This is a genomic window from Brevibacterium salitolerans, from assembly GCF_039531405.1.
Lineage (GTDB): Bacteria > Actinomycetota > Actinomycetes > Actinomycetales > Brevibacteriaceae > Brevibacterium > Brevibacterium salitolerans.
In genome coordinates this window covers 397,461-420,735 of sequence record NZ_BAAAPZ010000004.1, presented here as the reverse complement: position 1 = coordinate 420,735, position 23,275 = coordinate 397,461, and the positions used below count along the sequence as shown (strand labels likewise).

15 protein-coding genes are annotated in these 23,275 nt (G+C 70.7%); 5 read left to right on the top strand and 10 right to left on the bottom strand.

All coding sequences use genetic code 11. The features are described from left to right. The first annotated feature begins 106 nt into the window (after positions 1-106). Positions 107-901: an enoyl-CoA hydratase/isomerase family protein gene (locus ABD240_RS07425; protein WP_291795751.1), complete on the top strand. Its 795-nt coding sequence runs from the start codon at positions 107-109 to the stop codon at positions 899-901. A 115-nt stretch (positions 902-1,016) separates the two neighbouring features. On the opposite strand, the gene ABD240_RS07420 is transcribed toward ABD240_RS07425, so the two are convergent. The 4 genes from ABD240_RS07420 to ABD240_RS07405 form a co-directional block, all read right to left on the bottom strand. Then, positions 1,017-2,027 (bottom strand): universal stress protein, encoded by a 1,011-nt coding sequence (locus ABD240_RS07420; RefSeq protein WP_344336629.1) that lies wholly within the window; start codon positions 2,025-2,027, stop codon positions 1,017-1,019. 243 nt (positions 2,028-2,270) lie between these two features. Beyond that, positions 2,271-5,882, bottom strand: coding sequence for a DEAD/DEAH box helicase (locus ABD240_RS07415; protein ID WP_344336627.1), 3,612 nt, complete (start codon positions 5,880-5,882; stop codon positions 2,271-2,273). After that, a complete protein-coding gene (locus ABD240_RS07410) occupies positions 5,879-6,361 on the bottom strand; it encodes a hypothetical protein (RefSeq protein WP_291798388.1) in 483 nt (160 codons plus the stop codon). The genes ABD240_RS07415 and ABD240_RS07410 overlap by 4 nt, the downstream gene beginning before the upstream one ends. 142 nt (positions 6,362-6,503) lie before the next feature. After that, entirely contained in the window at positions 6,504-9,695 is a 3,192-nt protein-coding gene (locus ABD240_RS07405) for a DEAD/DEAH box helicase (protein ID WP_344336626.1), read from the bottom strand. A gap of 233 nt (positions 9,696-9,928) precedes the next feature. Between ABD240_RS07405 and ABD240_RS07400 the strand changes: the two genes are divergently transcribed. Then, entirely contained in the window at positions 9,929-11,476 is a 1,548-nt protein-coding gene (locus ABD240_RS07400) for an alanine/glycine:cation symporter family protein (RefSeq protein WP_344336625.1), read from the top strand. A gap of 85 nt (positions 11,477-11,561) precedes the next feature. Here ABD240_RS07400 and ABD240_RS07395 read toward each other — a convergent pair whose 3' ends face one another. From ABD240_RS07395 to ABD240_RS07385, 3 genes are read right to left on the bottom strand one after another with little or no spacing between them, the layout of a single operon-like run. Further along, positions 11,562-15,146 carry an ATP-binding protein gene (locus tag ABD240_RS07395; protein ID WP_344336623.1) on the bottom strand — a complete coding sequence of 1,195 codons (3,585 nt, stop codon included), beginning with the start codon at positions 15,144-15,146 and terminating at the stop codon, positions 11,562-11,564. Continuing rightward, positions 15,147-15,854 (bottom strand): DUF4194 domain-containing protein, encoded by a 708-nt coding sequence (locus ABD240_RS07390; protein WP_344336621.1) that lies wholly within the window; start codon positions 15,852-15,854, stop codon positions 15,147-15,149. Further along, positions 15,851-17,320, bottom strand: coding sequence for a DUF3375 domain-containing protein (locus ABD240_RS07385; RefSeq protein WP_291798378.1), 1,470 nt, complete (start codon positions 17,318-17,320; stop codon positions 15,851-15,853). Before ABD240_RS07385 ends, ABD240_RS07390 begins: the two co-directional genes overlap by 4 nt. A gap of 256 nt (positions 17,321-17,576) precedes the next feature. Between ABD240_RS07385 and ABD240_RS07380 the strand changes: the two genes are divergently transcribed. Together ABD240_RS07380 and ABD240_RS07375 are read left to right on the top strand one after the other, a co-directional pair. Then, complete coding sequence (locus ABD240_RS07380; protein WP_291798393.1) at positions 17,577-18,473, top strand: dihydrodipicolinate synthase family protein; 897 nt, start codon at positions 17,577-17,579, stop codon at positions 18,471-18,473. 112 nt (positions 18,474-18,585) lie between these two features. Further along, the gene (locus ABD240_RS07375) at positions 18,586-19,278 is read left to right on the top strand and encodes a pentapeptide repeat-containing protein (RefSeq protein ID WP_344336618.1); all 693 of its coding nucleotides are present in this window, start codon (positions 18,586-18,588) and stop codon (positions 19,276-19,278) included. A 41-nt stretch (positions 19,279-19,319) separates the two neighbouring features. Here ABD240_RS07375 and ABD240_RS07370 read toward each other — a convergent pair whose 3' ends face one another. The 3 genes from ABD240_RS07370 to ABD240_RS07360 all read right to left on the bottom strand — a co-directional run bounded on the left by ABD240_RS07370 (position 19,320) and on the right by ABD240_RS07360 (position 21,863). Further along, positions 19,320-20,240, bottom strand: coding sequence for a nucleotidyl transferase AbiEii/AbiGii toxin family protein (locus tag ABD240_RS07370; RefSeq protein WP_344336616.1), 921 nt, complete (start codon positions 20,238-20,240; stop codon positions 19,320-19,322). Then, positions 20,237-20,755 (bottom strand): type IV toxin-antitoxin system AbiEi family antitoxin domain-containing protein, encoded by a 519-nt coding sequence (locus ABD240_RS07365; RefSeq protein ID WP_344336614.1) that lies wholly within the window; start codon positions 20,753-20,755, stop codon positions 20,237-20,239. The genes ABD240_RS07370 and ABD240_RS07365 overlap by 4 nt, the downstream gene beginning before the upstream one ends. A gap of 178 nt (positions 20,756-20,933) precedes the next feature. Next, on the bottom strand, positions 20,934-21,863 hold the full coding sequence (locus ABD240_RS07360; protein WP_344336612.1) for a DMT family transporter: 930 nt from the start codon (positions 21,861-21,863) through the stop codon (positions 20,934-20,936). Here ABD240_RS07360 and ABD240_RS07355 point away from each other — a divergent pair. Continuing rightward, positions 21,862-23,274 carry an aminotransferase-like domain-containing protein gene (locus ABD240_RS07355; protein WP_344336610.1) on the top strand — a complete coding sequence of 471 codons (1,413 nt, stop codon included), beginning with the start codon at positions 21,862-21,864 and terminating at the stop codon, positions 23,272-23,274. The genes ABD240_RS07360 and ABD240_RS07355 overlap by 2 nt on opposite strands. Position 23,275 lies beyond the last annotated feature (1 nt).

Genomic DNA, 23,275 nt, shown 5'->3' with positions numbered 1-23,275 from the left:
ACCCACGGCCCCGCCGTCGCCCCCATCCGGCGACCTCGTGAAAGACCCGCCCGGCGGCAAGGGCCTGCGGGCCGAGGCCGATGCCCGCCTGCGATAGGAGGACCCCATGTCACTCGTCAGCGTCATCGATTCCGGAAACATGTGCACCGTCCGCCTCGAACGGCCCGAGCGGAAGAACGCCCTGAACTTCGATCTGGTCGAACAGCTCTGCGCCGCAGTGGAGGCAGCCGATGCCCGTCCCCGTATCCGCCTCATCGAGATCCGAGGAGCAGGCACAGGATTCTGTGCGGGCGATGACATCCGGGGCATGGGCACCGAGGAGCATCCCCTGCCGAGCGACCCCTTCGTGCGCGGCGGCAAAGGCTACGTGGCCGTCGTGAGGTGCATCCGCAGATGCAGGAAGCCGGTCATCGCGAACCTGCACGGATTCGCCATCGGCGCAGGCCTCCTCGTCGCACTCGCTGCCGACCTCATCACGGCCGAGCCGACGACGAAGGTGGCCGCACCGTTCGCCCGCCTCGGCATCGCGGCAGGCGCACTCATCGCGGAATCCGGCGTCCCGCACCGGGTCGCGAACGAGATGGTCCTGGGCGGGCGCCGGCTCGATGCGCGAAGGCTGTACGACCTCGGTGTGGTCAACCACATCGGTGAAGAGGAGCAGCGCGAGGGCTGGATACGGGAGATCGCGGAGTACCTCTCCACTGCGGCCGCACCGGCCGTCCGCGCCGTCAAGCATGCGGGGACGGCGAGCGGGCCGGCGGCCACCGAACGATCCTGCCAACTGGAGGAGTTCCTCCTCGCCGGCACGTACGGCAATCCGAACTACGCCGAGGGCAAGGCCGCGTATCTCGAGAAGCGGGAGCCGGACTTCACCGACACCGGCACGGAGATGCTGCGGTGATGAGGGCGCCCGGCCTCGATCGTGCTGACCGTCCTCCCTCCGCAGAGGTGAACCGGCGGGCTGAACCCTCACGGGTGCGGAGCGGATGCCGGCCGGCATCCGCTCCGCGCGCCCGTCACTCCGCGTCCGCGGCCTCCCGCTCCGGCAGGCGAGGATCGTCGAGCGCGGGAACCACCAGGACCGGCCCCTCCGCCTTGTAGAGGACGCCGCGGGAGGTGGAGCCGAGCAGAGCGCTCACGAACGCGCCGCGGCCGCGTGAACCCAGCACCGTGAGCTGCGCCTGGCTCGTCATCTGCTTGAGCAGCACGGAGGGCTCCCCCACCTCCACCGTTCCGCGGATCTCCACCGAGGGGAAATGGCCCTTCAGCCAGGCCACCTCCTCGTCGAGGTGCGCGCGGAGTTCCTCGGTCCGCTGCGTAGTGACGCGGTCGACGTCCGAGGCCAGCTCCGGATACCAGGCCATGTTGGTGTCCAGCGGCGGCAGCGCCATGAGCATGACGAGCGTCGTATCGCGTTCCTGCGCGGCGGCCGCCGCATAGAGCGCCGCCACCCGGCTGAGGTTCGACTGGTCCACACCCACGACGACCGGTGCATCGGAGCGCACGGGAGTGAAGTCGGGGCTCTCGAGGGACTCGCCCTTCCCGTAGTCATGCGGGACGACGACGGTGGGGCACTGCGTGTGCGAGGGCAGCGCCGAGGCCACGGAGCCGAGGATGCGTCCGAGGAACCCGCCGCGGCCCCGCGCACCCACGACGGCGAGCTGGGCCTGGGAGGTGAGTTCCGCGAGCGCCCCCACGGAGTCGCCCTCGACGGCGCGGTAGTAGACCTCACCGGGATAGTCCTTGAGGAACTCCGCAGCCGCATTCAGCAGAGTCTGCGCATCTGCCTTCTTGGCCTCGTCCTCCGGAACCTGCGGGAGTGCCGCATAGGTCGTGTAGATGGCGGTCGGCACCCGGTAGACCGTGATCACGTTGAGCACGGCCCCGCGCCGGCCGGCGGCCCGCGCGGCGTAGTGGAGCGCTCGTGTGGCGTTCTCGGATCCGTCGTAGCCGACGATGACGCCCAGCTCACGTGCGGCGGGGTCGAAGGGGATCAGGTGTGAGTCAGAGTGAGCTCCGCTGTTCATGGCTCGTCCTCTCACGGGGACTCGCGGTGAAGACGACGATGGCGCCCCCGTTCGAGTCCATCCTCGTCAGTACCCATGCTACTCCCCCTTCTACGGTCCGTAGAAGGGAAGAATGGCGCGGGACTCCCCTGCTCGGCCCGCGGACGGGGCGCCGCTACCGCACAGGGCTCGGTGCGGCGGGCCGGCGATCAACCACCCGAGCAGCCCACAGGACAGGGAAGCGCTGCGCCCCGCGGGACGCGTTCACTCACCGCTCAGCAGCTCATGGACGTCTGCGGCGGAGAGCGCATCCGAGAACGCGAGGTCCTCCCCCTCGCCCACGAGTGAGGAGAACAGCTGAGCCTTCCGCTCCTGCAGCGCCAGCACCTTCTCCTCGATCGTGTCCTCCGCAACCATCCGGTACACCATCACCCTCTTCGTCTGACCGATTCGGTGCACCCTGTCCACGGCCTGCGCCTCCGCCGCCGGGTTCCACCACGGGTCCAGGAGGAACACGTAGTCCGCCTCCGTGAGGGTGAGCCCGAAGCCGCCCGCCTTGAGGCTGATGAGGAACACCTGTGCCTCGCCCTCACGGAACTCCCGGATCACCGCATCGCGGTCACGCGTGGAGCCGTCCAGCTGCACGGAAGAGACGCCCCTCGCCTCCAGCTGCACTCCCACACGCGTGAGGAAGGTGGTGAACTGGCTGAACACCAGCACCTTGCTCCCGCCCTCCAGCACAGGGCCGAGGTTCTCCATGAGCGCCGTGAGCTTGGACCCGCGCACGTGCGCATGCGCCTCATCCACCAGCGAGGGTTCGAGCGCGAGCATCCGCAGCAGCGTGAGCGAGCGCAGCACGGCGAAGCGGTTGCCCTCGATCCCCTCGTCCAGCATCCCCATCACCTTGAGCCGTTCCTTCTGCAGCACGGCGTCGTAGAGCTTCCGATGGGCACCGGTGAGCGGGATCCGCGCCACCTGGTCCTGCTTGGGCGGAAGAGCGGACGCCACCTGGTCCTTGGTGCGCCGCAGCATGAACGGGCGCAGCCTGCGCCGCAGCAGTCCCAGCCGCTCTGCCGCCACGTCCGGGCCCTCCGCGTTCTTCTCGATGGCGGCGACGAACCGTTCCGAGAAGCTCGTGGGTGAGGGGAAGAGTCCGCCGGCCGTGAGTGAGAGCAGCGCCCAGAGGTCCCGCAGCGAGTTCTCCACGGGGGTGCCGGTGATGGCCAGCCGGAAGGGAGCACGCATCTTCGCGATGGCCCGGTTCCCCTTGGAGACGGGGTTCTTCACGAACTGCGCCTCGTCCATGATGAGGCCGTCCCACTCCGCCGCCTGGAACTCCTCGGAGTTCATGCGAGCGATCGCATAGGAGGTGACGACGATGTCCGCCTGCCGGCACTCGCCCCAGGAAGGTGCGTCCTTCCTGCCGGGTGCGGTGCGCAGCGCCCGGACGTCCAGGTCCGGAGCGAAGCGCTGTGCCTCCTGCACCCACACCCCCACGACGGACGACGGCGCGATGACGAGGAACGGCGGAGCCTGCGGGTCCTGCTGCCGGGCATGGGCGATGAGCGCCAGGGTCTGCACCGTCTTCCCCAGCCCCATGTCATCGGCGAGGATCCCGCCGAGTCCAGTGGCATGGAGCATGCTCAGCCACGCGTAGCCCTCCTGCTGATAGTCGCGCAGCTCCGCGCGGAAGCCCTCCGGCACCGGCGGAGGCGTGAAGGAGTCCAGGGCACGCAGCCGGTCCACGCCCGCCTGCCACTCCGGTGGGGCCTTCACGGTGTCTGCCAGTTCAGCGAGGTCGGAGAGCATCCCCAGCTGCATCTTCGAGACCTGCTGTCCGCCGGCCTCCCAGTCCGCCACTGCGAGACCCTCGCGGATCAGCACACGCAGCTCCTCGAACTCCGGCGTCGCCAGGGCGAGCAGGTTTCCATCCGGCAGGAGCAGCCATTCCTCTCCGACGGCGAGTGCGGCGAAGAGCTCCTTGAACGGAATGCGCTGGCCCGCCACGGCCACCTGGAAATCCAGACTGAACCAGTCAGGCTGCTCCGCCTGGTTCACCTGGAGATCGATCGCTGCCTCGCCCTCCAGCTTCCGGAAGTCCCGCACCTGGCCGGAGACTTCGACGCGCACCCCGTCCAGCTCCTCGATCCGCGGCAGCGCCTCCGTGCAGAAGCGCGCGGCCGGCACGCCGTGCAGGGAGTGGACCGGAGACGTGGCCGCGCCGGGCCATGCGGAGCGCACGTCCTCAAGGACCGTCCGCTCCAGCTCCGGGTGCCGGGGAAGCGCCGGAGCGGGCACCACGGGGACGTCCTCGTCGAATTCCACCACGTCCCACGACCAGTGCAGAACCACGGCGTCCCCCTGCCCGTGCACCACCCGCAGCCGCAGGCGGGGCGGCCGGGGCGCGGGCACCTCCACGGAACCGTCCGGGCTGTCCAGCCGGAGAGTGCGCAGCAGGCGTGGAACGTACTCCGTGAGGAACTCCGGGGCATCCTCACGCGGCACCAGGAGCTGCAGCGGTGCGGCCAGCGCCTGCCGCGCCGCCGCATCGAGCGGATGCGCGCTGGGTGCCAGCAGCAGGGTGGGGCGGTCCCGGTCCGGGCGGCGCCCGCGGGTTCGGGGGGACTGCGGAAGGGGCTCCAGGAGGGACTGTGCCTCGTGATGACCGTCATCGTCAGGAGTCACGAGAGCGGCGATACCGTTCTCCCCCACCGGGCGCGCTCCCTCCACGGGGGCCTCATCGACACGCACACCGCCCGTGAGCCGGAGCCCGCCCTCGCCCTCATCCGTGAGGTCTGCGGCGAGCTCCGCCTCCCGTCCCAGCTTCACAGCACCCAGGGCGCTTCCCGCCAGGAAAGCGACTCCGGCCTCCCTGAGGCGCTGCAGCACCTCCCAGACCAGACCGCCGGTGAAGGAGTCCAGCCGGATGTCCTCGCTGCCGCCGTAGACCTGCGACGGCAGGCGTTCGCTGCCGCTGAGCCGGTAGAGCTGAGCCATGAGCGCGGACTGGTGCGCGGCATATGGGAGGAACCCGGGTGCTGCGAAGCTCGACCAGGAGAGGTTTCCACGCCGCCAGGTCCCCGGCCGCGCACCCTCCTCCACCACACGCATGACGGGGGTCCACTCCACGCCGTGCGGCACCTCGTCGGCGATGTCCCAGATGGGGTAGCCGTAATGCGCCCGCTTCTGCACCATGAGGGAGAACTGGATGCCGAGCCTGCGCACCTGTGTCCCGTCCGCTCCCTGCCGGCCGCCGTCCCCTCGCTGCGCGGCAGCGCTGCGGCTTCCACCCGTGAACGTCCGCAGAACGGCCTTCCAGCCCGCTTCCGGCTCGTCCGCGCCTGCACCGCCGCACCCGGAAGTACCGTCCGTGCCGCCGTGAGAAGCATGGACGGCGTCTCCCTGTGCCGCTGCCGCCTGCCGCCCGTGCGTCCTGCTGTCCGCGGCCAGGAGTCTGCCGAGGGCATCAGAAGCCCCGAGGTCCGCCTCCGGCGGCGGACTGCCCGGCATGTCCAGCTGCTCCACGATGCACAGCATCGCCACGGCGTGCTTGCACGCCTCGCCCACCGGACAGGTGCAGATCGATCCCTCGTACAGGTAGGCGGGCTCATCAGGCGCCACGGTGCCGTCCGCGCCCGCGGTGCGGCTCACGTCCAGCATGAAATGGGCGAGGACGCTGTAGGTCTTCCCGCCCGATCCCGCGACGCGGCCGATGAGCACGCTCTGCTCCTCGTTCCAGACGATCGACTGCACACGACCGGCGACCGCATAGCCCTCACCGCGCTCCAGGGGCCCGTCGTCGAACCACTCCTCCATGGCACTGACGTCCAGGAGGGGCAGGAGTCCCGAGGAGGAACGCACCACGAGCTTCGTCATGGCCCCATCCTTCCACCCGCCGCCCCTTCCAGACGTTCCCAGGAGCCGTCCGCCCCCGGCCCCAGATCACGTGCTGCGAGATCGAACGCATGGAGGACTCCCGAGGCGTGCGCACAGTCGCTGCCCGTGCCGCAGGTGCAGATGCTCCCGGTCAGTTCGTACTCGAGCCCCTCCCCACACGGCACCGGGGTGAACTGCACGAGCACGCGGGCCTCGGGCTCCTCGCGGCGGGCCGGGGCACCCGCACCGCTCCGGGTCCCGCCCTCCGCATGTGCTCCCGGAGCTTCCCGCCCGGCCGCGGCGCGGACCGTGCCCGTGAGCGCCGCACGTGCCGCGTCCCAGGTGAGTGTGCTCACGTCCCCGCGGACCGCATGGCGTGCGCCGCCTTCCAGCGCTTCGTCGTCGAAGCGCTCCTCCATGCCGTGCAGTGCGAGTGAGGGGAGTGTCCCGGACGGTGAACGAACCACGATCTCTGTCATGGCGGAAAGTCTGGCACGAGGCACGGACACAGAAAGGGATACACTGCCCCCTTCCGGCATCCACGTGGAGGACTATACGAATATTCTCATCGAACACGATGGCCAGACGCGCAGATGCGACCCGGACACGCCGCGACACTCGTCACTCCTCCGCGAAGAGCCCCCGCATCTCCTCCGCCGTGAGCGGCCGGGAGAATCCGCCTCCGCCCTCGCCCTCCAGCAGGGACTCGGCCAGCCGCGCCTTCCTGCGCTGCAGCTCCAGCACCTTCTCCTCGATCGTCCCGCGCGCCACCATCCGGTACACCATGACGGATTCGGACTGCCCGATCCGGTGCGTGCGGTCGACGGCCTGCGCCTCTGCCGCGGGGTTCCACCAGGGGTCCATGAGGTAAACGTAGTCCGCCTCCGTGAGGGTGAGGCCGAAACCGCCGGCCTTGAGGCTGAGCAGGAAGACTCCCGCGTCCCCCTGCCGGAAGCGGTCCACCACCTCCTGCCGGCGGCGGGTCGCCCCGTCGAGCCGCACACAGCGGATGCCGCGCGCCTCCAGCGCCTCCTCGACCCTGTCCAGATAGGAGGTGAACTGACTGAAGACGAGCACCCGGTGCTTCTCGCCCAGCACCTGCTCCAGCTCCTCGAGCAGAGCGCGCAGCTTCGAGGACTCCACTCCCGCGTGCTGCTCCTCGTCCACGATGGAGGGATCGAGGGCGAGCATCCGCAGCAGCGTGAGGGAGCGGAACACGATGAAGCGCGTGCGCTCCATCCCCTGCTGCTCCAGATCCTCCAGCAGGCCCAGCACCTTCTTCCGCTCCCGCTGCAGCACGGCGTCGTAGAGCTTCCGGTGCTCCGGCAGCAGCTCCACCTCGCGGATCTGCTCCTGCTTGGCGGGCAGCTCCGCAGCCACGTCCTCCTTCGTCCTGCGCAGCACGAACGGGCGGATCCTGCGGCGCACCCGCTGCAACCGGTGCGCGGAGCCGCCCTTCTCCACCGGCAGCGTGTACTGCTGCCGGAAGGCCACCGGCGAGGGGAAAATGCCGGGCGCGGTGAGCGCCAGCAGCGCCCACAGGTCGTCGAGCGAGTTCTCCACCGGGGTGCCGGTGAGCGCCAGCCGGAAGGGAGCGCGGATGTCCCTGAGCGCCTGGTGGGCCTGGGTGCGGCGGTTCTTGGCGAACTGCGCCTCGTCGAGGACGAGACCGCTCCAGGAGCCACGGGCGTACTCCTCCGCGTCGAGGCGCAGCAGGGTGTACGAGGTGAGCACCACGTCCGCCCCGCGCGCCTCCTCGGCGAGTACCTCCCGCCGCCCGGCGGTGCGGGCGGCGGCACGCGTCTGCTCGATCACCCGCACGTCCAGACCGGGTGCGAACCGCTCCGCCTCGCCCTTCCAGACGCCTACCACCGAGGCCGGTGCGACCACGAGGAACGGTGCCTGTGGGTGCGCGAGGGACCCGGGTACCCCCTCCCCCGATGCCTCGGGCACGGGCTCCTGCGGGCTCACCGCAGGCGCAGCACCACCCTCGCGCGGACCGGCCGCGGACGGACCGCCGCCCTCCCGGGCCCGCACGATGAGCGCGAGCGTCTGCAGGGTCTTGCCCAGCCCCATGTCGTCGGCGAGGATGCCTCCCAGACCGTGGTCGTACAGCAGGCTCAGCCAGGCGAAGCCGTCGTGCTGGTAACCGCGCAGCTGCGCACGCAGACCCGCGGGCACCGGTGGACGCGGCACCTCCGCCAGCCGCTCCAGCGCTCCCACGGACCGCCGCCAGGCGAGCGCGGCCTCCGAGCTGTCCGCGAGGTCGACGAACTCCTCCCACAGGTCCACCTGATAGCGAGAGATCCTGGGGGCCTCCGGATCCCACTCCCCCAGCGCCTCCGCCTCCCGCAGCAGCGTGCGCAGCCCGTCGAAGGCCGGATGGTCGAGGCTCAGGTACGACTTGTCCGGCAGGAGCAGCCGCTTCTGTCCCCTCGCCAGCGCCCGGAAGAGCGAGGCGAAGGGCACCGTCCGCCCGGCCACCGTCACCTGGAAGGCCAGATCGAACCAGTCCCGGTCCTCCGTCTCCTCGCTCTTCACCGTCACCGCGGGAGGCTCCGTGAGTTCGCGGTAGTCCGCACGCCGCCCGCTGGTCGTCACCCGCACGCAGTCCAGGCGTTCGAGCTGCGGCAGGGCGCGCACCGTGAAGGCCGCGGTGTCCGTCCCCGTGAGGTCCTGCCTCTCCACGGTCCCCGCGCCCGCCCAAACGCGGCTCGCGCGGGCGGCGACGGCGGCCTCGGCGGCGGGATCCCTGGCCGCCCCCGCGCTCGAGGCCACCGAGTACTCCCGCCGCGGTCCCTCGTACAGCCACGACCAGTGGAGGGCGACGGTGTCCTCCTCGCCGTACACGGCCAGCAGGGACAGCCGAGGCGGAACGTCCGCCGGCAGCTCCACACTGCCGTCCTCGCTGGTGACGGGAACCGCGGAGCGGAGAACCGGGAAGTACTCCGCCGTGAACTCCTCCGCCTCCCGGGCAGGGACCACCACGGGCGCGCGCAGTCCGCGCACGGCCTCCGCGCCGGGAACCGCCGGCGCCTCCGCAGGGGCGAGCGTGAGGGTGAGCGCACCGCCCACGGCATCCAGCTCACCGCTGAGACCCGCGAACCCGTGATCGCCCACCACGCCCGAGGCCGCCATCGGCTCCCCGTCGATCCGCAGCCGGGGCTCGAGGTGGAGGCGACCGTGCGCATCGCGGTGCAGGTCCACCCGCTTCTCCGCGGCGCCGCCCACGCGCACCGCGGTGAGCAGGCCCGCACCTACGAAGGAGACCCCAGCGGCCCGGAGCCGCTCCAGCAGGGGCCAGAGCAGGGCCGAGGGATAGCGGTCGAGCCGCAGCAGGCCCGCCTCGCCCGGGTTGAGATTGCGCTCATCGCGGGAGAGACGGTGGAGCTGGTCCAGCAGGGAGCGGACCCGGCGCTGCGGGCCTGTCCCGGGGTGGGCGAAGGAGCGCCAGGTGAGCCCGCCCCGGCGCCAGGTGCCCGGCCTGCTCCCGGCCTCCACCGGACGGATGCCCACGAACCATGCGGCCCCGTCGGCCAGATGCGCGCGTTCCAGCGGGACGGGCGCGGAGTCGTAGAACCAGCCGCGGGAGTCCTCCGCGCACAGCTCGAAGGAGATGCCGAGCGCGGCGGGCGCCTCTGCCGCGGAGCGGGCACCGTCGTCCGCACGGGCCCTGGCCACAGGGGCGAGCAGCCGCTTCCATTCCGGGTCACGGGGACTCTCCGGGTCGCGAGCCGGCCGCTCCGATGCCGCGTGCTCCGGGTCGCGGGCCGGGCGCCCCCGGTCACCGCGTGCAGGGTCACTGGATGCCATGCGCCCATTCTCCGGCACGACACGGACACAGGACCGGTGAGCCGCGGCACGAGAGGCCCGGATGTCCGATCCTGCGGACACGATCTCCACAGCAGGCCTTGCGCAGAAGCTCCGGCGCAGCGCGGAAATGACACGAATTGACACACGCTCGCGTGACCTGCTTCACTTCCGAACGAAACGTGAGCGCCACCACCCCTGGTGGCGCTCCGCATATTTCTCTCATCGGAGCAGAAGTGACAGCATTCATCGATTGGCTCAACGGCGTCGTGTGGGCGCCCCCGCTCGTCTATCTGTGCCTGGGCGCGGGCGTGTTCTTCACGATCCGCACCCGGATGATCCAGATCCGCCAGATCCCGGCGATCTTCAAGCAGATGTTCACCGGGCAGAAGTCCGAGGACGGGGTCTCCTCCTTCCAGGCGCTCACCATGTCCCTGGCGGGGCGCGTCGGCACCGGGAACATCGCCGGCACCGTCACCGCCATCGCCTTCGGCGGACCCGGCGCCGTCATGTGGATGTGGATCTCCGCGCTGCTCGGCGCCTCGACGAGCTTCGTCGAGTCGACCCTGGGACAGCTCTACAAGGAGCGCGACAAGGACACCGGCGAGTACCGCGGCGGTCCTGCGTACTACATCGAGCGCGCCTACCGCCACACCAAGGCCCACGGCCTCTTCAAGGTCTACGGCACGGTGTTCGCCTTCGTCACGATCCTCTCGATGAGCTTCCTGCTCCCCGGCGTGCAGGCGCAGTCCATCGCGAGCGCTGCGGAGAACGCCTGGAGCATCCCCCACTGGGCCACCGCGATCGCCGTGGTCATCGCGCTCGGCTTCATCGTGATCGGCGGCGTCAAGCGCATCGCGACCTTCGCCAGCTACGTCGTCCCCTTCATGGCGATCCTCTACATCCTGGGCGCCATCGTCATCGCCTTCGTCAACATCGACCAGCTCTTCGACGTCATTGGCCTCGTCGTCTCCTCCGCCTTCACCACCACCTCCGCCGTGGGCGCCATGGTGGGTGCGGCCGTGGAGTGGGGCGTGAAGCGCGGCATCTACTCCAACGAGGCCGGGCAGGGCACGGGCCCCCACGCCGCCGCCGCGGCGGAGGTCTCCCACCCCGTCAAGCAGGGCCTCGTACAGGCCGGCTCGATCTACATCGACACCCTCTTCGTCTGCACCGCCACGGCCTTCATGGTCCTCTCCACCGGGATGTACCGGGTGTTCCCCAGCGGTGCGCAGTTCGACGCGGACGGCAACCCCGCGGAGACGCTCGAGCGCGTGGGCGGCGGAGTGAGCGCCCAGGTCGAGGTGGGCGTGCCCTACGCCCAGGCCGGATTCGACGCGGTCTTCCCCGGTTTCGGTGCGAGCTTCGTCGCGATCTCGCTGGCGTTCTTCGCCTTCACCACGATCGTCGCCTACTACTACATGGCGGAGACGAACCTCAAGTACGTCCTCCGCAATGTGCGCAACCGCCGCGTGAGCTCGGCGCTCACCCGCTTCCTGCAGCTGTTCATCCTCGTGGCCGTGGCCTACGGCTCCATGTCCACCGCTGGTGCGGCATGGGCGCTGGGCGACATCGGCGTGGGCCTCATGGCATGGCTCAACATCGTCGCGATCCTCATCATCCAGCAGCCGGTGTTCAAGGCGCTGCGAGACTACGAGCGGCAGAGGAAGCACGGCCTCGATCCGGAGTTCGTCCCCTCCGAGGCCGGCGTGGTCGGCGCGGACTTCTGGGACCAGCGTGCCACGGAGAAGGGCCTGGCCAAGGAAGGGGCCCCTGCTCAGTGAGACCGCGGTCGCCTCGCCGGCGCCCGCGCTGAGCTGAATGACGCAGAGGCAGGACACTCCCACCGGGGAGTGTCCTGCCTCTGCGTCAGTCCTTCTCCTCCGGCGCCTCCCCGTCGGTGGGCGCTTCCCCTGCGACAGGTGCTTCCCCTTCGGCCGGCTCGGCCCCGTCCGTGCCAGGCACAGCATCCTCCGCAGAGACCCGGTCGTCCGCAGAGACCTCGCTCTGCGCCGCATCGTCGCCGCGGTCCTCCGCCCACCGCATGGTGGAGACGACGGACTTCTGGCGCGTGGGATTGTCCACCGAGGTCGCCGCGCCCACGTAGGGCTCGATCGTCTGCAGCAGCTTCTGCGGGGTGGCCAGCACGAGGTGGAAGCCGAACTCCACGAACACGTCCAGCGCCATCCGCGTGTAGCGCGTGTCCGCCTTGTCGAAGGCCTCGTCCAGCACGATCGTGCCGTAGCGGGAGACCGTCTCCTCCGGCTCCGCCAGCTGGTACCGCAGCGCCGCCGCCAGGCAGAACACCACGAGCTTCTGCTGCTGTCCGCCGGAGAGCGCAGCCCCGGAGTCGTAGGCGACGTGGGCGCGCCCGTTGTCGTCGACCTCCTCGGCCAGGAACGTGACGTGCAGGCGGGTGTCCAGGCATGTGGTGCGCCACACCCGGTCCACGGCCTCGTTGGACCCCAGCCGGCGCATGAGCTCGGCGAGGACCTCGAACGCGGACTCCGCCGTCTGCAGGTCCGCTTCGTCCCAGCCGCCCTCGGCCACCGTCCGCAGGTCCGCGATGAAGCGGTTCACGGTCTCGCTGCGACGGACCTTGGGCTTGATCCGCAGATACCGGCCCTCGTCGAACTTGGACCGCCCCAGCGAGTCGTTGACCCGGTCCACCCGGTCCTCGATCTCCCGCGGAGCGCCCAGGATGTCGCTGAGCAGCTCACCGATGAGGTCCCGCGAACGCTCCTTGAGCATCGTGAGGAAGCGGGCCTCGTGATCCGGCAGGCCCTGCGTCTCGATGGCCTCCAGGATGGCGAGGTAGCCCGCCCGGTCCGCCGCGTCCGCCGTGAGATCCGCCGAGGCGCCGGGCCACCGCTCCTTGAACTGCACGGCCAGCCGGGTCACGGTGCTCTCCGCCCGCGCCGCGGCGTCCTGGGCGGCGTCCTGCTCGGCCCGCAGCCGGTCGGAGACGATCTGGCCGGTCTCCGCCAGCCCCGCCCGGCCGGAGCCCATCGGGCCCGCCGCACCGGCGGCCTCGGCGTGCCCCTCAGCTTCCGCCTGCTCGAGCTCCGCCCGGACCGCGGCGAAGCGCTGCGTGAGCGTCACCGCGGTGTGCTCCTCGAGCTCGGGGATGCGACCGGAGGCGATCCCGGTCTCGAGCCTGGTCCGCTCCGCGGCGAGGTCGTCGCGGCGGTCCTGCTCCGTGAGCAGCAGGTGACGGGCGTCCTCGGCCTCCTGCCGGGTGACGTCGCGCAGGTGGCGGGCGTCCGCCACGGCGTCCACGGCGGCCTGCAGATCCCCGTCGTCGTCCGTGAGCTCTGCGAGCCTGCGCTCCAGCTCTGCGACGATCCGGTCCGCGGACTCGCGGTCCACCGAGCTCCACGACAGCTCGCGCAGACCCGCCAGCACGCCGGAGCGGCGCTGCGCGGCATCGCGGGCGCGGTTGGCCGCGTCCACGACCTCGCGGGCGGCCTCGAGCTCCTCGGCCACCTGCCGGCGCCGCTCGAGGTAGGCCTCGAGCTTGGCCTCCCGGTCTCCCAGCACCCAGCTGCTCCGGTCGTCGATCGCCCGCCGGTCGTCCTTCTCGTACCGCGTGCGCGAGGACTTGAGCTGGCCCGCGCGGGTGACCGCACGGGAGTGCTCGGCGAGTTCCGCGGCGCTCTCCACGCAGGCCAGGTCGAAGCGCTCGGCGAGCGCGGCGCGCACCCACCGGCCGAACCTGCCGTCCTTCACGCGCACCCGGTGCACGAGGGAGAGCTCGCTGCGCGGCTGGCGCACGGCGGCGGGCTCGCTGCCCACCTCCTCGAACACGAGGCGCGCGCGGATCCGCTGCGCGTCCACCCAGGCGCGCACGGCCGGGAGGTGCTCGCTGCGCACGAGGACCGTGAGCGCCAGCGGTCGCAGCACCCGTTCGATCGCGCCGGTCCAGTCGCTGTGCTCCTCGCGGACATCGACCAGCTCAGCGACGAACGGCAGCGCGCTCTCGGGCAGGTCCGTGCCCGCGCAGATCTGGCGGCGCACCTCCAGCAGGGGCGAGGGCACGGTGGAGCCGCTGCGCCGCACCTCTGCGATGTCCGCATCCAGGCGGGCCAGCTCCTTCCGCGCGGAGAAGAACCGCTCGTGCTCCTCGTGGGAGGGACCTCGCCGGCCGTGCGCCTCACCGGAGGACTCCGCGGACTCGGCGGCGTCGAGGGTGCGGGCGATCTCCGCCTGGAGCTCGGCGAACTCCGCGGCCGAGGCCGGGGCCCGGTCGATGCCCGCCTGCGCCAGCTGCCGCTGCAGGGTCTCCCAGCGATCACGGGTGGCGAGCGCAGCCTCCTTCGCGTCGCGGATGCGCATCTGCAGGGCCTCTGCGTCCGCTCCGCCGGCGGCCATGCTCCGGCGCTGTGCGGCCTCGAAGTCGTCCTCGGCGGCACGGGCGGCCGCGAGCGCCTCCTCCGCGTCCGCGGCGAGACCGGCCAGCCGCTCCTCGGCCCGCGTCAGCTCCTCCCGGGTGAGCTCGAGGCCCCGGCGCTGGATGAACGGCTGGACGGCGGCGGCGAGCACCCGGGCCTGCTCCGCCGTCTCCTGCGAGGACTCGTAGGCGCGGGCGGCGGTGCGCAGCTGGGCGAGGTGGTCGCGCTGCATCCGCAGCTGGGAGACGTGCGAATGGGCGTCCGCGAGCTCGCCGAACTGCTCCACGGCGGTCTCCGCGAGCTCGAAGGTGCCCGGCCGCTCCAGCATGTGCTCGCGGAACAGCTGGTCGAGGCTCTCGAGGCTCTTGGCCGACTGCGTCTTGTGGAGCAGCTGCAGGGCGGACTCGTGGCGGATCCCGAAGACGCTGCGGAGCCGCGCGTAGAACTTGCCGTGCGTGCCCGCCGTCGTGACGACGGCGTCCGGGTACGCGGCCTTGACCCGGCGCGCCTCGATGCCGGAGCGCACGTGCTCCTGGAGGTCGGCGAGGTCCACGGCGGAGCGGTCCAGCAGGCAGAGATCCGAGACGTCGGAGCTCGAGGTGCCGGTGCCGCGGATGAAGAAGAGACGGACGAGCGAGACCGGCTTGTGCCCGGGGTTCTCGTAGCGCAGGACGATGCCGCTCCAGGTGGCCCCGGGACGCAGGTAGCGGCTGACCACGCGGTCTTCGGTCGAGTCCGCGGTACGCGACCACGCGCCGCGGACGTAGGACACGATGCTGCGCTGGTCCGCCCGCGCGCCCGCGGACTGCGCCGCGACGTTGAACCGCAGCCACTTGTCCGGGGTGAGGACGGCGGCGATCGCGTCGAGCAGCGAGGACTTGCCGGAGCCGGAGGGGCCGGTGATGAGGTGCCCCCGGCGGGCGATGGGCAGCCGGTGGATCTCCTTGTCGAAGGTGCCCCAGTTGGCCAGCTGCACCTCCGCCAGGCGCCACTGGTCGCCGGGCGCGGCCTCGGAGTACGCGGGGTTCTCCGGGGAGAGGTCGAACAGGGTCGCTGTGCTCACTTAGGCGTTCTCCTCTGCGGTCTGCTGGGCATCCTGCTCCTGCTGCTCCGCGGCCCGGGCCTGGACCCTCTCACCGGCGATCCGGCGGTACACCTCCGTGAGCTCGCGCACCCGGTCTTCGTCCACGAGGAAGCGGATCATGGGTGAGATCTGCGCGCGGTCGTCGTCGACGGTGTGGAGCACGCGGACCTTGTTGAGCATGCGGGACCAGGAGCCGTTGAGGTTGCGCTTGAAGGTGGCCTCGTCCCCGTCGCGGTAGACGCTGAGCAGGTCGTAGACCTCCTCCTGGCCCACGATCACACGGGATTCCCCCGGTGCGGCGAGGAGCAGCTGACGCAGCACGAGGAGCATGGCGGTGTCGAGGAAGGTGAGGCGCTCGGACCGCAGGGCGCTGGGCGCCTGGATCTCGTGCGTGTCGACCTTCCTGGTGAAGGCGAACTCGTCGACGGGATCGAGCACGAGCTCGAGGAAGAGATCGTGGAGGCGGGAGCGGATCGCGGTCTCGTCCGCGATGAGGGCGGCCCACAGGCCGGGGTTCTGGGCACCGGAGACGTAGGGGCCCTTGAGCAGCTCCAGCAGCACCCGGCGCGAGGCCTCGGCGAGGGTGCCGGTGTCACCGCGCCACAGACCCATGGTGGCCTCCGGATTCTGCAGTGCGGTGCCGACCGCCGAGGCCGAACCCACGCCGGCCGTGTCCTTGGTGCTCATACATCCACTTCCTTCGTGAAGACGTGCCGCTGGACGACGGCGCGGCGCAGCACCCCGTCCGTGCCGTGCCAGGAGAGCTCCTCCGCGGCGTCCATGTCGATCTCGCCCTGAGTGGCGGCCAGCGAGATGAGGCCGATCACGCTCGCCACGCCCTGGGTGGCGGGGTGGTGCTCCAGCACCTCCGCGACGGAGGCCGGTGTGCCGCCCCCGTCTCCCAGCACGGCGTTGACGTTGTCCGTGAGCTCGTCGAAGTCGATCTCCGACTCCCGGGCGATCGCGGAGAGCGCGGCGAAGTCCACCGTCACGGCCTCGGCCTCGTCGAGGGTCTGGCCGGTGTCGAAGTCCGCGGGATCGTGGAGGATGAGCGCACCCACGCTGCTCATCCGCATGGAGGAGAGCTCCATCTCCTCCCCCACCGGGGTGAAGGGCCGCACCTCCAGACGCGCGGGCACGGCCTGTGCGAGCGCCTCCTGCAGGAGGCTCCGCATGGCGCGGTCGCTCATGTACTCGTGGGAGTGCACGTAGCGGCGCAGACCGCGGGCGAACTCCGTGAGGACGCCCTGCACCACGCGGCTGCCGTCCTTCATGTCCCGCATGAGGCTGCGCAGGGCCTGGCGGGAGCGCAGCGGCAGGTCCTGGGCGAAGTCGCGGCTGAGGATCGCGGAGATGTCCTCCTCGAACGCCGCCGACTGCTCGGGATCGCGCACGAAGGAGGAGAACGCGGCGAAGGTGCGGCCCTCCTCGGAGTCCTCGATGAGGTCCATGCCGTGGAACACCTCGTCGAGGACGGAGCCGTGGAGTTCGTCCGCCTCGAGGATGCGGGTGCGCAGCTCGTGGTTGAGCTCCTCGAACCGCGCCCGCACACGGGCGAAGTCCGCCGGCATCCCCTGGGCCTGGTTGAGCACGTCGATGACCCGCTCCTTGGCGCGCTTGCCGCCCAGCACGCGGGCCTTCGCGTCCCCCTTGCGGATCCGGGCGATCTCCGCGTCGATACGGCGGCGCTGGCTCTCCAGTGCGCGCAGCCGGCGCCCCGTGTCCGGGTCCGTGTCGATCGCGAGCTGGTGCAGCGAGGTGGCGAGCGCCACCAGCCGGGACTCCGTGACGGTGGTCTGGGGCTCCTCCAGCTGTTCGAGGATGCGCAGCGCGTCGAATCCCGCGGCGGAGAGTTCGTAGGTCTCGCCGCGGGAGTCCGTGGCGGGGCGGCGGATGAGGATGCCGGCGCCCCGCCAGTCGTCGCAGTAGGCCTTGGCGGAGCGACCGGACAGGTCGAAGTGGTCGCGGAGCTCGAACAGGTCGTCGTCGACGAGTTCGTGGAGGTCGACCGTGTCGATGCGGGCCCCGGGGGCGCCCAGATGCTCGCCGAGGATCGCGGCCATCACCGCGACGTGGTCTGCGCGGAGCATCCGCAGCGTCGCGCTGGAGTCGACGAGGCGCCGGAACGAGAGCGCGGAGGCGAGTGCGGACATGCGAACCATTGTGCCGCGTACCTGCACCGGCGGTCGCGCTGAGCGCCCGCGGCGTGCGCGAGGTCACGTATGCGCTCCGCGTCCCACCTTTCGCACTTCTCAACGGTGTGCGCATGCGCAGCCCCGTGAACACCGGTGAGAAGTGCGAAAGGTTGCGCGGTGCGGAGATGCGTGACAGAACTGAGGTGCACGGCAACGACGAGGCGCACGCAGGGATTTCCTTCCCTCTCCGAAAGGACACGGAGCGGCGATGACGATGTTCACCGGCCTCAGCGCATTCCCGCTCACCCCGCTGGCGGACGATGCCGTGGATGAGGAGGCGTTCAGCGGCCTCGTGCGGAGGCTCGCAGCAGCCGGCGTCGATTCGATCACCGCACTGGGCTCCACCGGGTCCTACGCCTATCTCACGCGGGAGGAGCGCGCCAGGGTCGTCCGGCTGGCCGTGGACGGCGCCGGCGACACCCCGGTGTTCGCGGGTGTCGGAGCGCTGCGCACCTCGCAGGTGCGGGCGCACGTGGAGGACGCGGAGGCAGCCGGAGCACAGGCCGTGCTGCTGGCACCGCTCACCTACCAGCCGCTCACCCACGACGACGTCTTCGAATTGTTCCGCACCGTCACGGAGCACACGGACCTGCCGGTGATCGTGTACGACAACCCGGGCACCACGCACTTCACGTTCACCCCGGAGCTCTACAGCCGCATCGCGGAGCTGCCCGGCATCACCTCGATCAAGATCCCCGGCGTTCCGGCAGACCCCGCCGAGGCCCGGGATCACGTGACCGCGATCCGCGCCGTGGTGCCGGAGCATGTGACGATCGGCGTCTCCGGTGACGCGTATGCGGCCGCCGGGCTGAGCGCCGGATGCGAGGCCTGGTACTCGGTGGTGGGCGGAACACTGCCGGAGCTCGCGCTGGAGATCACACGGGCCGCGCAGCGCGGTGATGCCGCCGAGGCCGCGGCCGCCTCGGCGCGCATGTCGCCGCTGTGGGAGCTGTTCACGGAGTTCGGCGGGAGCATCCGGGTCATCGCCGCGATCGCCGAACATCTGGGGCTGGCCCCACGGAAGTGCCTGCCTCTCCCGCTCCAGGGCCTCACCGAGGCACAGCGCCGCAGGGTCGCCGAGGTGGTGGAGGCGCTCGGCCTCGGGCGCTGAACCTGCCGCCGACTTCTCTCTGTCCACCGTCCACTGCTCCCTGCACCCTGTTCCCCGCATCCCGCATCCCGCATCCCGCATCCCGCATCCCGCATCCCGCCAGGAGGCTCCCATGCCCGCCCGTACAACCAGATCGCGCACCTCTGCGAAGAACGGCTCGTTCGCCGCACCGCGGATCGACGCCCTGCGCCTGCCGGAGCTCGACGAGGCGGACGCGGCGGAGATCCGTGCGGGCGGCGTCTGCGATCTGCGCCGCTACGCGCACGCGGACCTGACGGAACGCGACCTCACCGGGGTCAGCTTCACGGAGTGCGAGTTCCTCGGCCTCGAGGCGCACGAGGCGCAGCTGCGCGGCTCTCGCCTGCTGCAGACCCGGGTGGAGCGGCTGAACGCGCCGGTCCTCGGCCTCGCCCGCTCCACTCTGCGGGAGGTGCGCATCGAGGATTCGCGTCTGGGTGCCGTGGAGCTGTTCGACGCCTCGCTGGAATCGGTGGAGATCAGGGGGAGCAAGCTGTCGTGGGTGAATCTGCGCGCGGCAGAGCTGACCGACGTCCTCTTCACCGACTGCGTGATCGAGGAGCTGGATCTCTCCCAGGCGACGGCGGAACGCGTCGCGTTCCGTGACTGCACCGTGCGCTCGCTGCAGCTCGAGGGGGCACGGCTGAGCAGTGTGGACCTGCGCGGAGTGGAGCTGCGGTCTGTGAGCGGAGTCGAGAGCATGCGCGGCACGGTCGTCTCCTCCGCGCAGGCTGCGGAGCTCGCCGCTCTGCTCGCCGCGCAGCTGGGCATCACGATCGCAGAGTGAGTGCACGCCGACAGACGCAGCGCTCCCTTCTTCAATTGGGGTCAATCGAGAGCAGGAGACGAAGCAATGACGTCGATGATCTGCTCAAGCCAGTGGCGCGCCGCCGCAACGTCGGGCAGCACTGATGTCCTGCCACCGACCTCGGTTTCTGCTCGTGCCTCGGCGTATGCGAGTTCCCAGCCATCCATCGGACGCAACGGGAGCGGGGGCCAAGCCTGCTGGCGCCGCCAACCGAACGTGCGCACGCACAACCCCTGCAGGACCGGCAGATCGGGGCCAGCGTTCCACAGCAGCTGCAGGTCGACCAGATCATGCGCTCGCACATAGGCAGGATCGCTGACGGCGTGAAGCTTCTGCGCGAGCTGGTACTCAAGATCGACCAGCTCGACTGGTTGCAGATCTCCGAAGCCGAAGTGGGCCCCGAACTGCACGAGTTCGCCGTCGATCTCCTTCCGCGTGTGCGCGTAAGGATCGATCTCTGGATCGGAGACTTCGACATCGAGCGCACCCCAGGCTGTGCCGAGGAACATGATCGATACCCGATACGGGTGCATCACATACTCCGGCCGAGCAAGCCCCGGATCATGGAGCCGCGCAGCCCGCACAGTCGCCGTGAACGCGACGCGTTCCGGCGCATCCGGGTCGCGACGCAGCTCACCCTTCGACGCCGGCAGCCTCCCCCAGCCCTCGGCCAGACGTGTGCGGAATTCCTGCTCGAACTCCTCACCGCGGGCGCGGGTGGAGACATCGAAGTCGGAGGTCGCGCGCGTGCCACGCTCACCGAACCGCAGCTTCACCCCCATGCCACCCTTGACAGCGACAGCCTCGGGGAGCATCTGCGACACGATCAACGTGCAGAGCATCACACGCGCACGCGCAATCGGAATGCTCAGCTCGGCAGCAGCCTGGGCGAGTCTGGCGTTGAGCTGAGTCACGTTCAGCGGCGGCATCACTTTGCTCATGCCGATGCCGCATCCCGCTCGCCTATCAGGTCTCGCCTGAGCGCCTCATCGACCACAGCCTTCCATCGATCGGGCGGCATCCGATCCCGCACGTCGTCCAGTGCCCGCCGAACCGTCGTCGCCGGGACGCCCTCGTAGCGAGTGAGATCCTCATCGGGCACGTCAGGCCGCCTCTCCAACTCCATCCACTCCGGCAGCCTGCGCCGCACACGGCGGCGCGTGCCCACACACACCTTCGGTGGATTGAACTGTCCGAGCCTGAGCAGACTGAGCACGGACTGACGGTGCAGGAACGCGCCTCCTCCAGCAAGGTCCACAGCGATCGTCGGCTCGGTGAACGAGGTCATCGGCACATCACCGTGTGTGTAGACGCCCTGCCCATACCCGCGGAGCGCACCACGGGCAGCAAGCTTCCGCACCTCGACGGCGGGCACGCCCGCATCCTCCGCCTCCGCGACGGTCACCACACCGTTGCGGGATGCAGCGATCTCCCATAGATCCTGCCGATAGCTCACCGGTACACCTCCTGGCAATACAGTACCAAAAATGGTACTCAGTTGACACGCTCCGTGTTGAGCCAATCCCGCATCCGGTTCACCCCAAGGGTGGGAAGGCGGGATGCAGACGACGGCTGAGTGAGAACCCTCCCTCCCGGCCGGGCACCCCCCAAGGAGCGACCATTTCGATCCGCACTCAGTCCCGCGGCCGGCTCCGCACCCGCACTGCCAGCAGCGCGCAGGCGATCACCGCCGCGCCTCCGAGGACGGTGACTCCGCTCAGGTACTCCCGCAGGAGGAGCGCCGCCCAGCCGAGGCTCATGATCGGCTGAGTGAGCTGGACCTGGCTCACCTGCGCCATCGGGCCGATCGCCAGGCCCCGGTACCACGCGAAGAACCCCAGGTACATGCTCACGACAGCGAGGTAGGCGAAGGCTCCCCACTGCGCACCCGAGACCACCGGCGGCTGCTGCACGAGAGCACACGCGGTGAGCACGGCCATGAGCGGTGACGCCAGCACGAGGGCCCAGGAGATGGTCTGCCAGGAGCCCAGGCTGCGGGAGAGCACACCGCCCTCCGCATAGCCCATCGCGCAGGCGAGCACGGCCGCGAACAGCAGCCAGTCCGCGCGGTGGAGCCCGCCGAGGCCCTCGCCCTGCACCGCGGCGAAGGCCACTGCCGCAGCAGCACCGCAGACCGCGGCGATCCAGAACCCCGCCCGAGGCCTCTCCCGCGTCCGCAGCACCGCGATCACCGCCGTCGCGGCAGGCAGGAGCGCGATGACCACCGCTCCATGGCTCGCCGGGGCTGTGGTGAGTGCGTACGAGGTCAGCAGCGGGAATCCGATGACCGCCCCTGCGGCCACGACCGCCACCTGCGCCCCCTGCCCGCCGCGGGGAAACGGCTGCCGGGTCAGCATCAGCACCGCTGCAGCGAGGACGGCCGCGATCACGGCCCGGCCGGCACCCACGAACAGCGGCGACATGTGCCCGCCGTCCACGGCGATGCGGGTGAGGGGGACGGTGAAGGAGAAGGCGGCGACGCCCAGGAGGCCCCAGAGGAGGCCGACGCGCGGAGAGTGTAGCGGAGTGGGTGTGCTGACAGTAGCGCTACTATGTGTCTTCATGAGCAATGGTAGCAGTGAGAGGATCGCCGAGGCCCTGCGCACCTGGATCTCCACGGCTCCCGCAGGGGCGAAGCTGCCGTCCACACGCGCTCTCGTCGCGCAGCACAGTGCGAGCCCGGTGACAGTGCAGCAGGCACTGCGCCTCCTCGCCGCGCAGGGTCTGGTGGAGACGCGGCCGGGTGCCGGAACCTTCGTCCTGGCGGCGCGCACGGCGAGACCCCACGACTACGGATGGCAGACCTCGGCACTGGGGACACCTCCCCGCCGGGTGCATGGCGGACCTGCCGCTCTGCGCACAACGCCTGTGGACACCATCGCCCTGCACGCCGGCTACCCCGACCGCGAACTGCTGCCTGAGCGCCTGGTGCGCCCCGCGCTCACCCGTGCCGCCCGCAGCGACGCCGCCGTGACGCGGCCACCGGCGGCGGGCACGGCTGAGCTGCGGGCCTGGTTCGCCGCAGAGCTGAGTGCGCTCGCTCTGCCTCACATCTCAGCTCCCACCGCGAACGACGTCGTGGTCCTGCCCGGCAGCCAGAGCGGGCTGAGCGCGGTGTTCCGTGCGCTGGTGGGCGAAGGCGGGACCCTGCTCATCGAATCGCCCACCTACTGGGGAGCGATCCTCGCCGCAGAGCAGACAGGCGTCCGGCTCATACCGATCACCAGCAGTCCGAACGGCCCGGACCCGGAGGAGCTGGACCGCGCATTCGCGCAGACCGGCGCCCGCGCCTTCTACGCCCAGCCCTCCTTCGCCAATCCCACCGGTGCCTGCTGGTCACCGGAGCTCAGCAGACAGGTGCTGGAGGTGGTGCGCGAGCGCCGGGCATTCCTCATCGAGGACGACTGGGCGCACGACTTCGGGATCACGGCAGACGCCTCGCCCCTGGCCGCGCAGGACGAGAACGGACACGTCGTCTGGCTGCGGTCGCTGACGAAGAGCGTCTCCCCCGCAGTCCGGGTGGCCGGGCTCATCGCGCGCGGGCCGGCGCGGGACCGCATCCGCGCCGAGGCGGAGGCGCAGTCCCTGTATATCAGCGGAGTCCTGCAGGCGGCGGCCCTCGACGTCGTGACGCAGCCTGCTTGGCGGACGCACCTGCGCGGCCTGCGGCGAGAGCTGCAGTCCCGCCGCGACCTCCTCGCAGGAGCGCTCCGGGAACATGCGTCGAGCGTCTGCCTCGACGCCCTCCCTCACGGCGGGCTCAACCTGTGGGTGCGGGTGCCCGACTCCACGGATCTGTCCGAGCTCACACGCGACTGCGGAGCCCGAGGCCTCCTCATCGCCGGCGGCGACGCCTGGTTCCCGGCAGAGCCCACCGGCCGATTCCTGCGCCTCAGCTTCGCGGGCCCTGATCCTGGCGCGTACCCCGAGGCCGCTCGCATCCTCGAAGCCGCGCTCAGTGAGCAGCGGGGCTGAG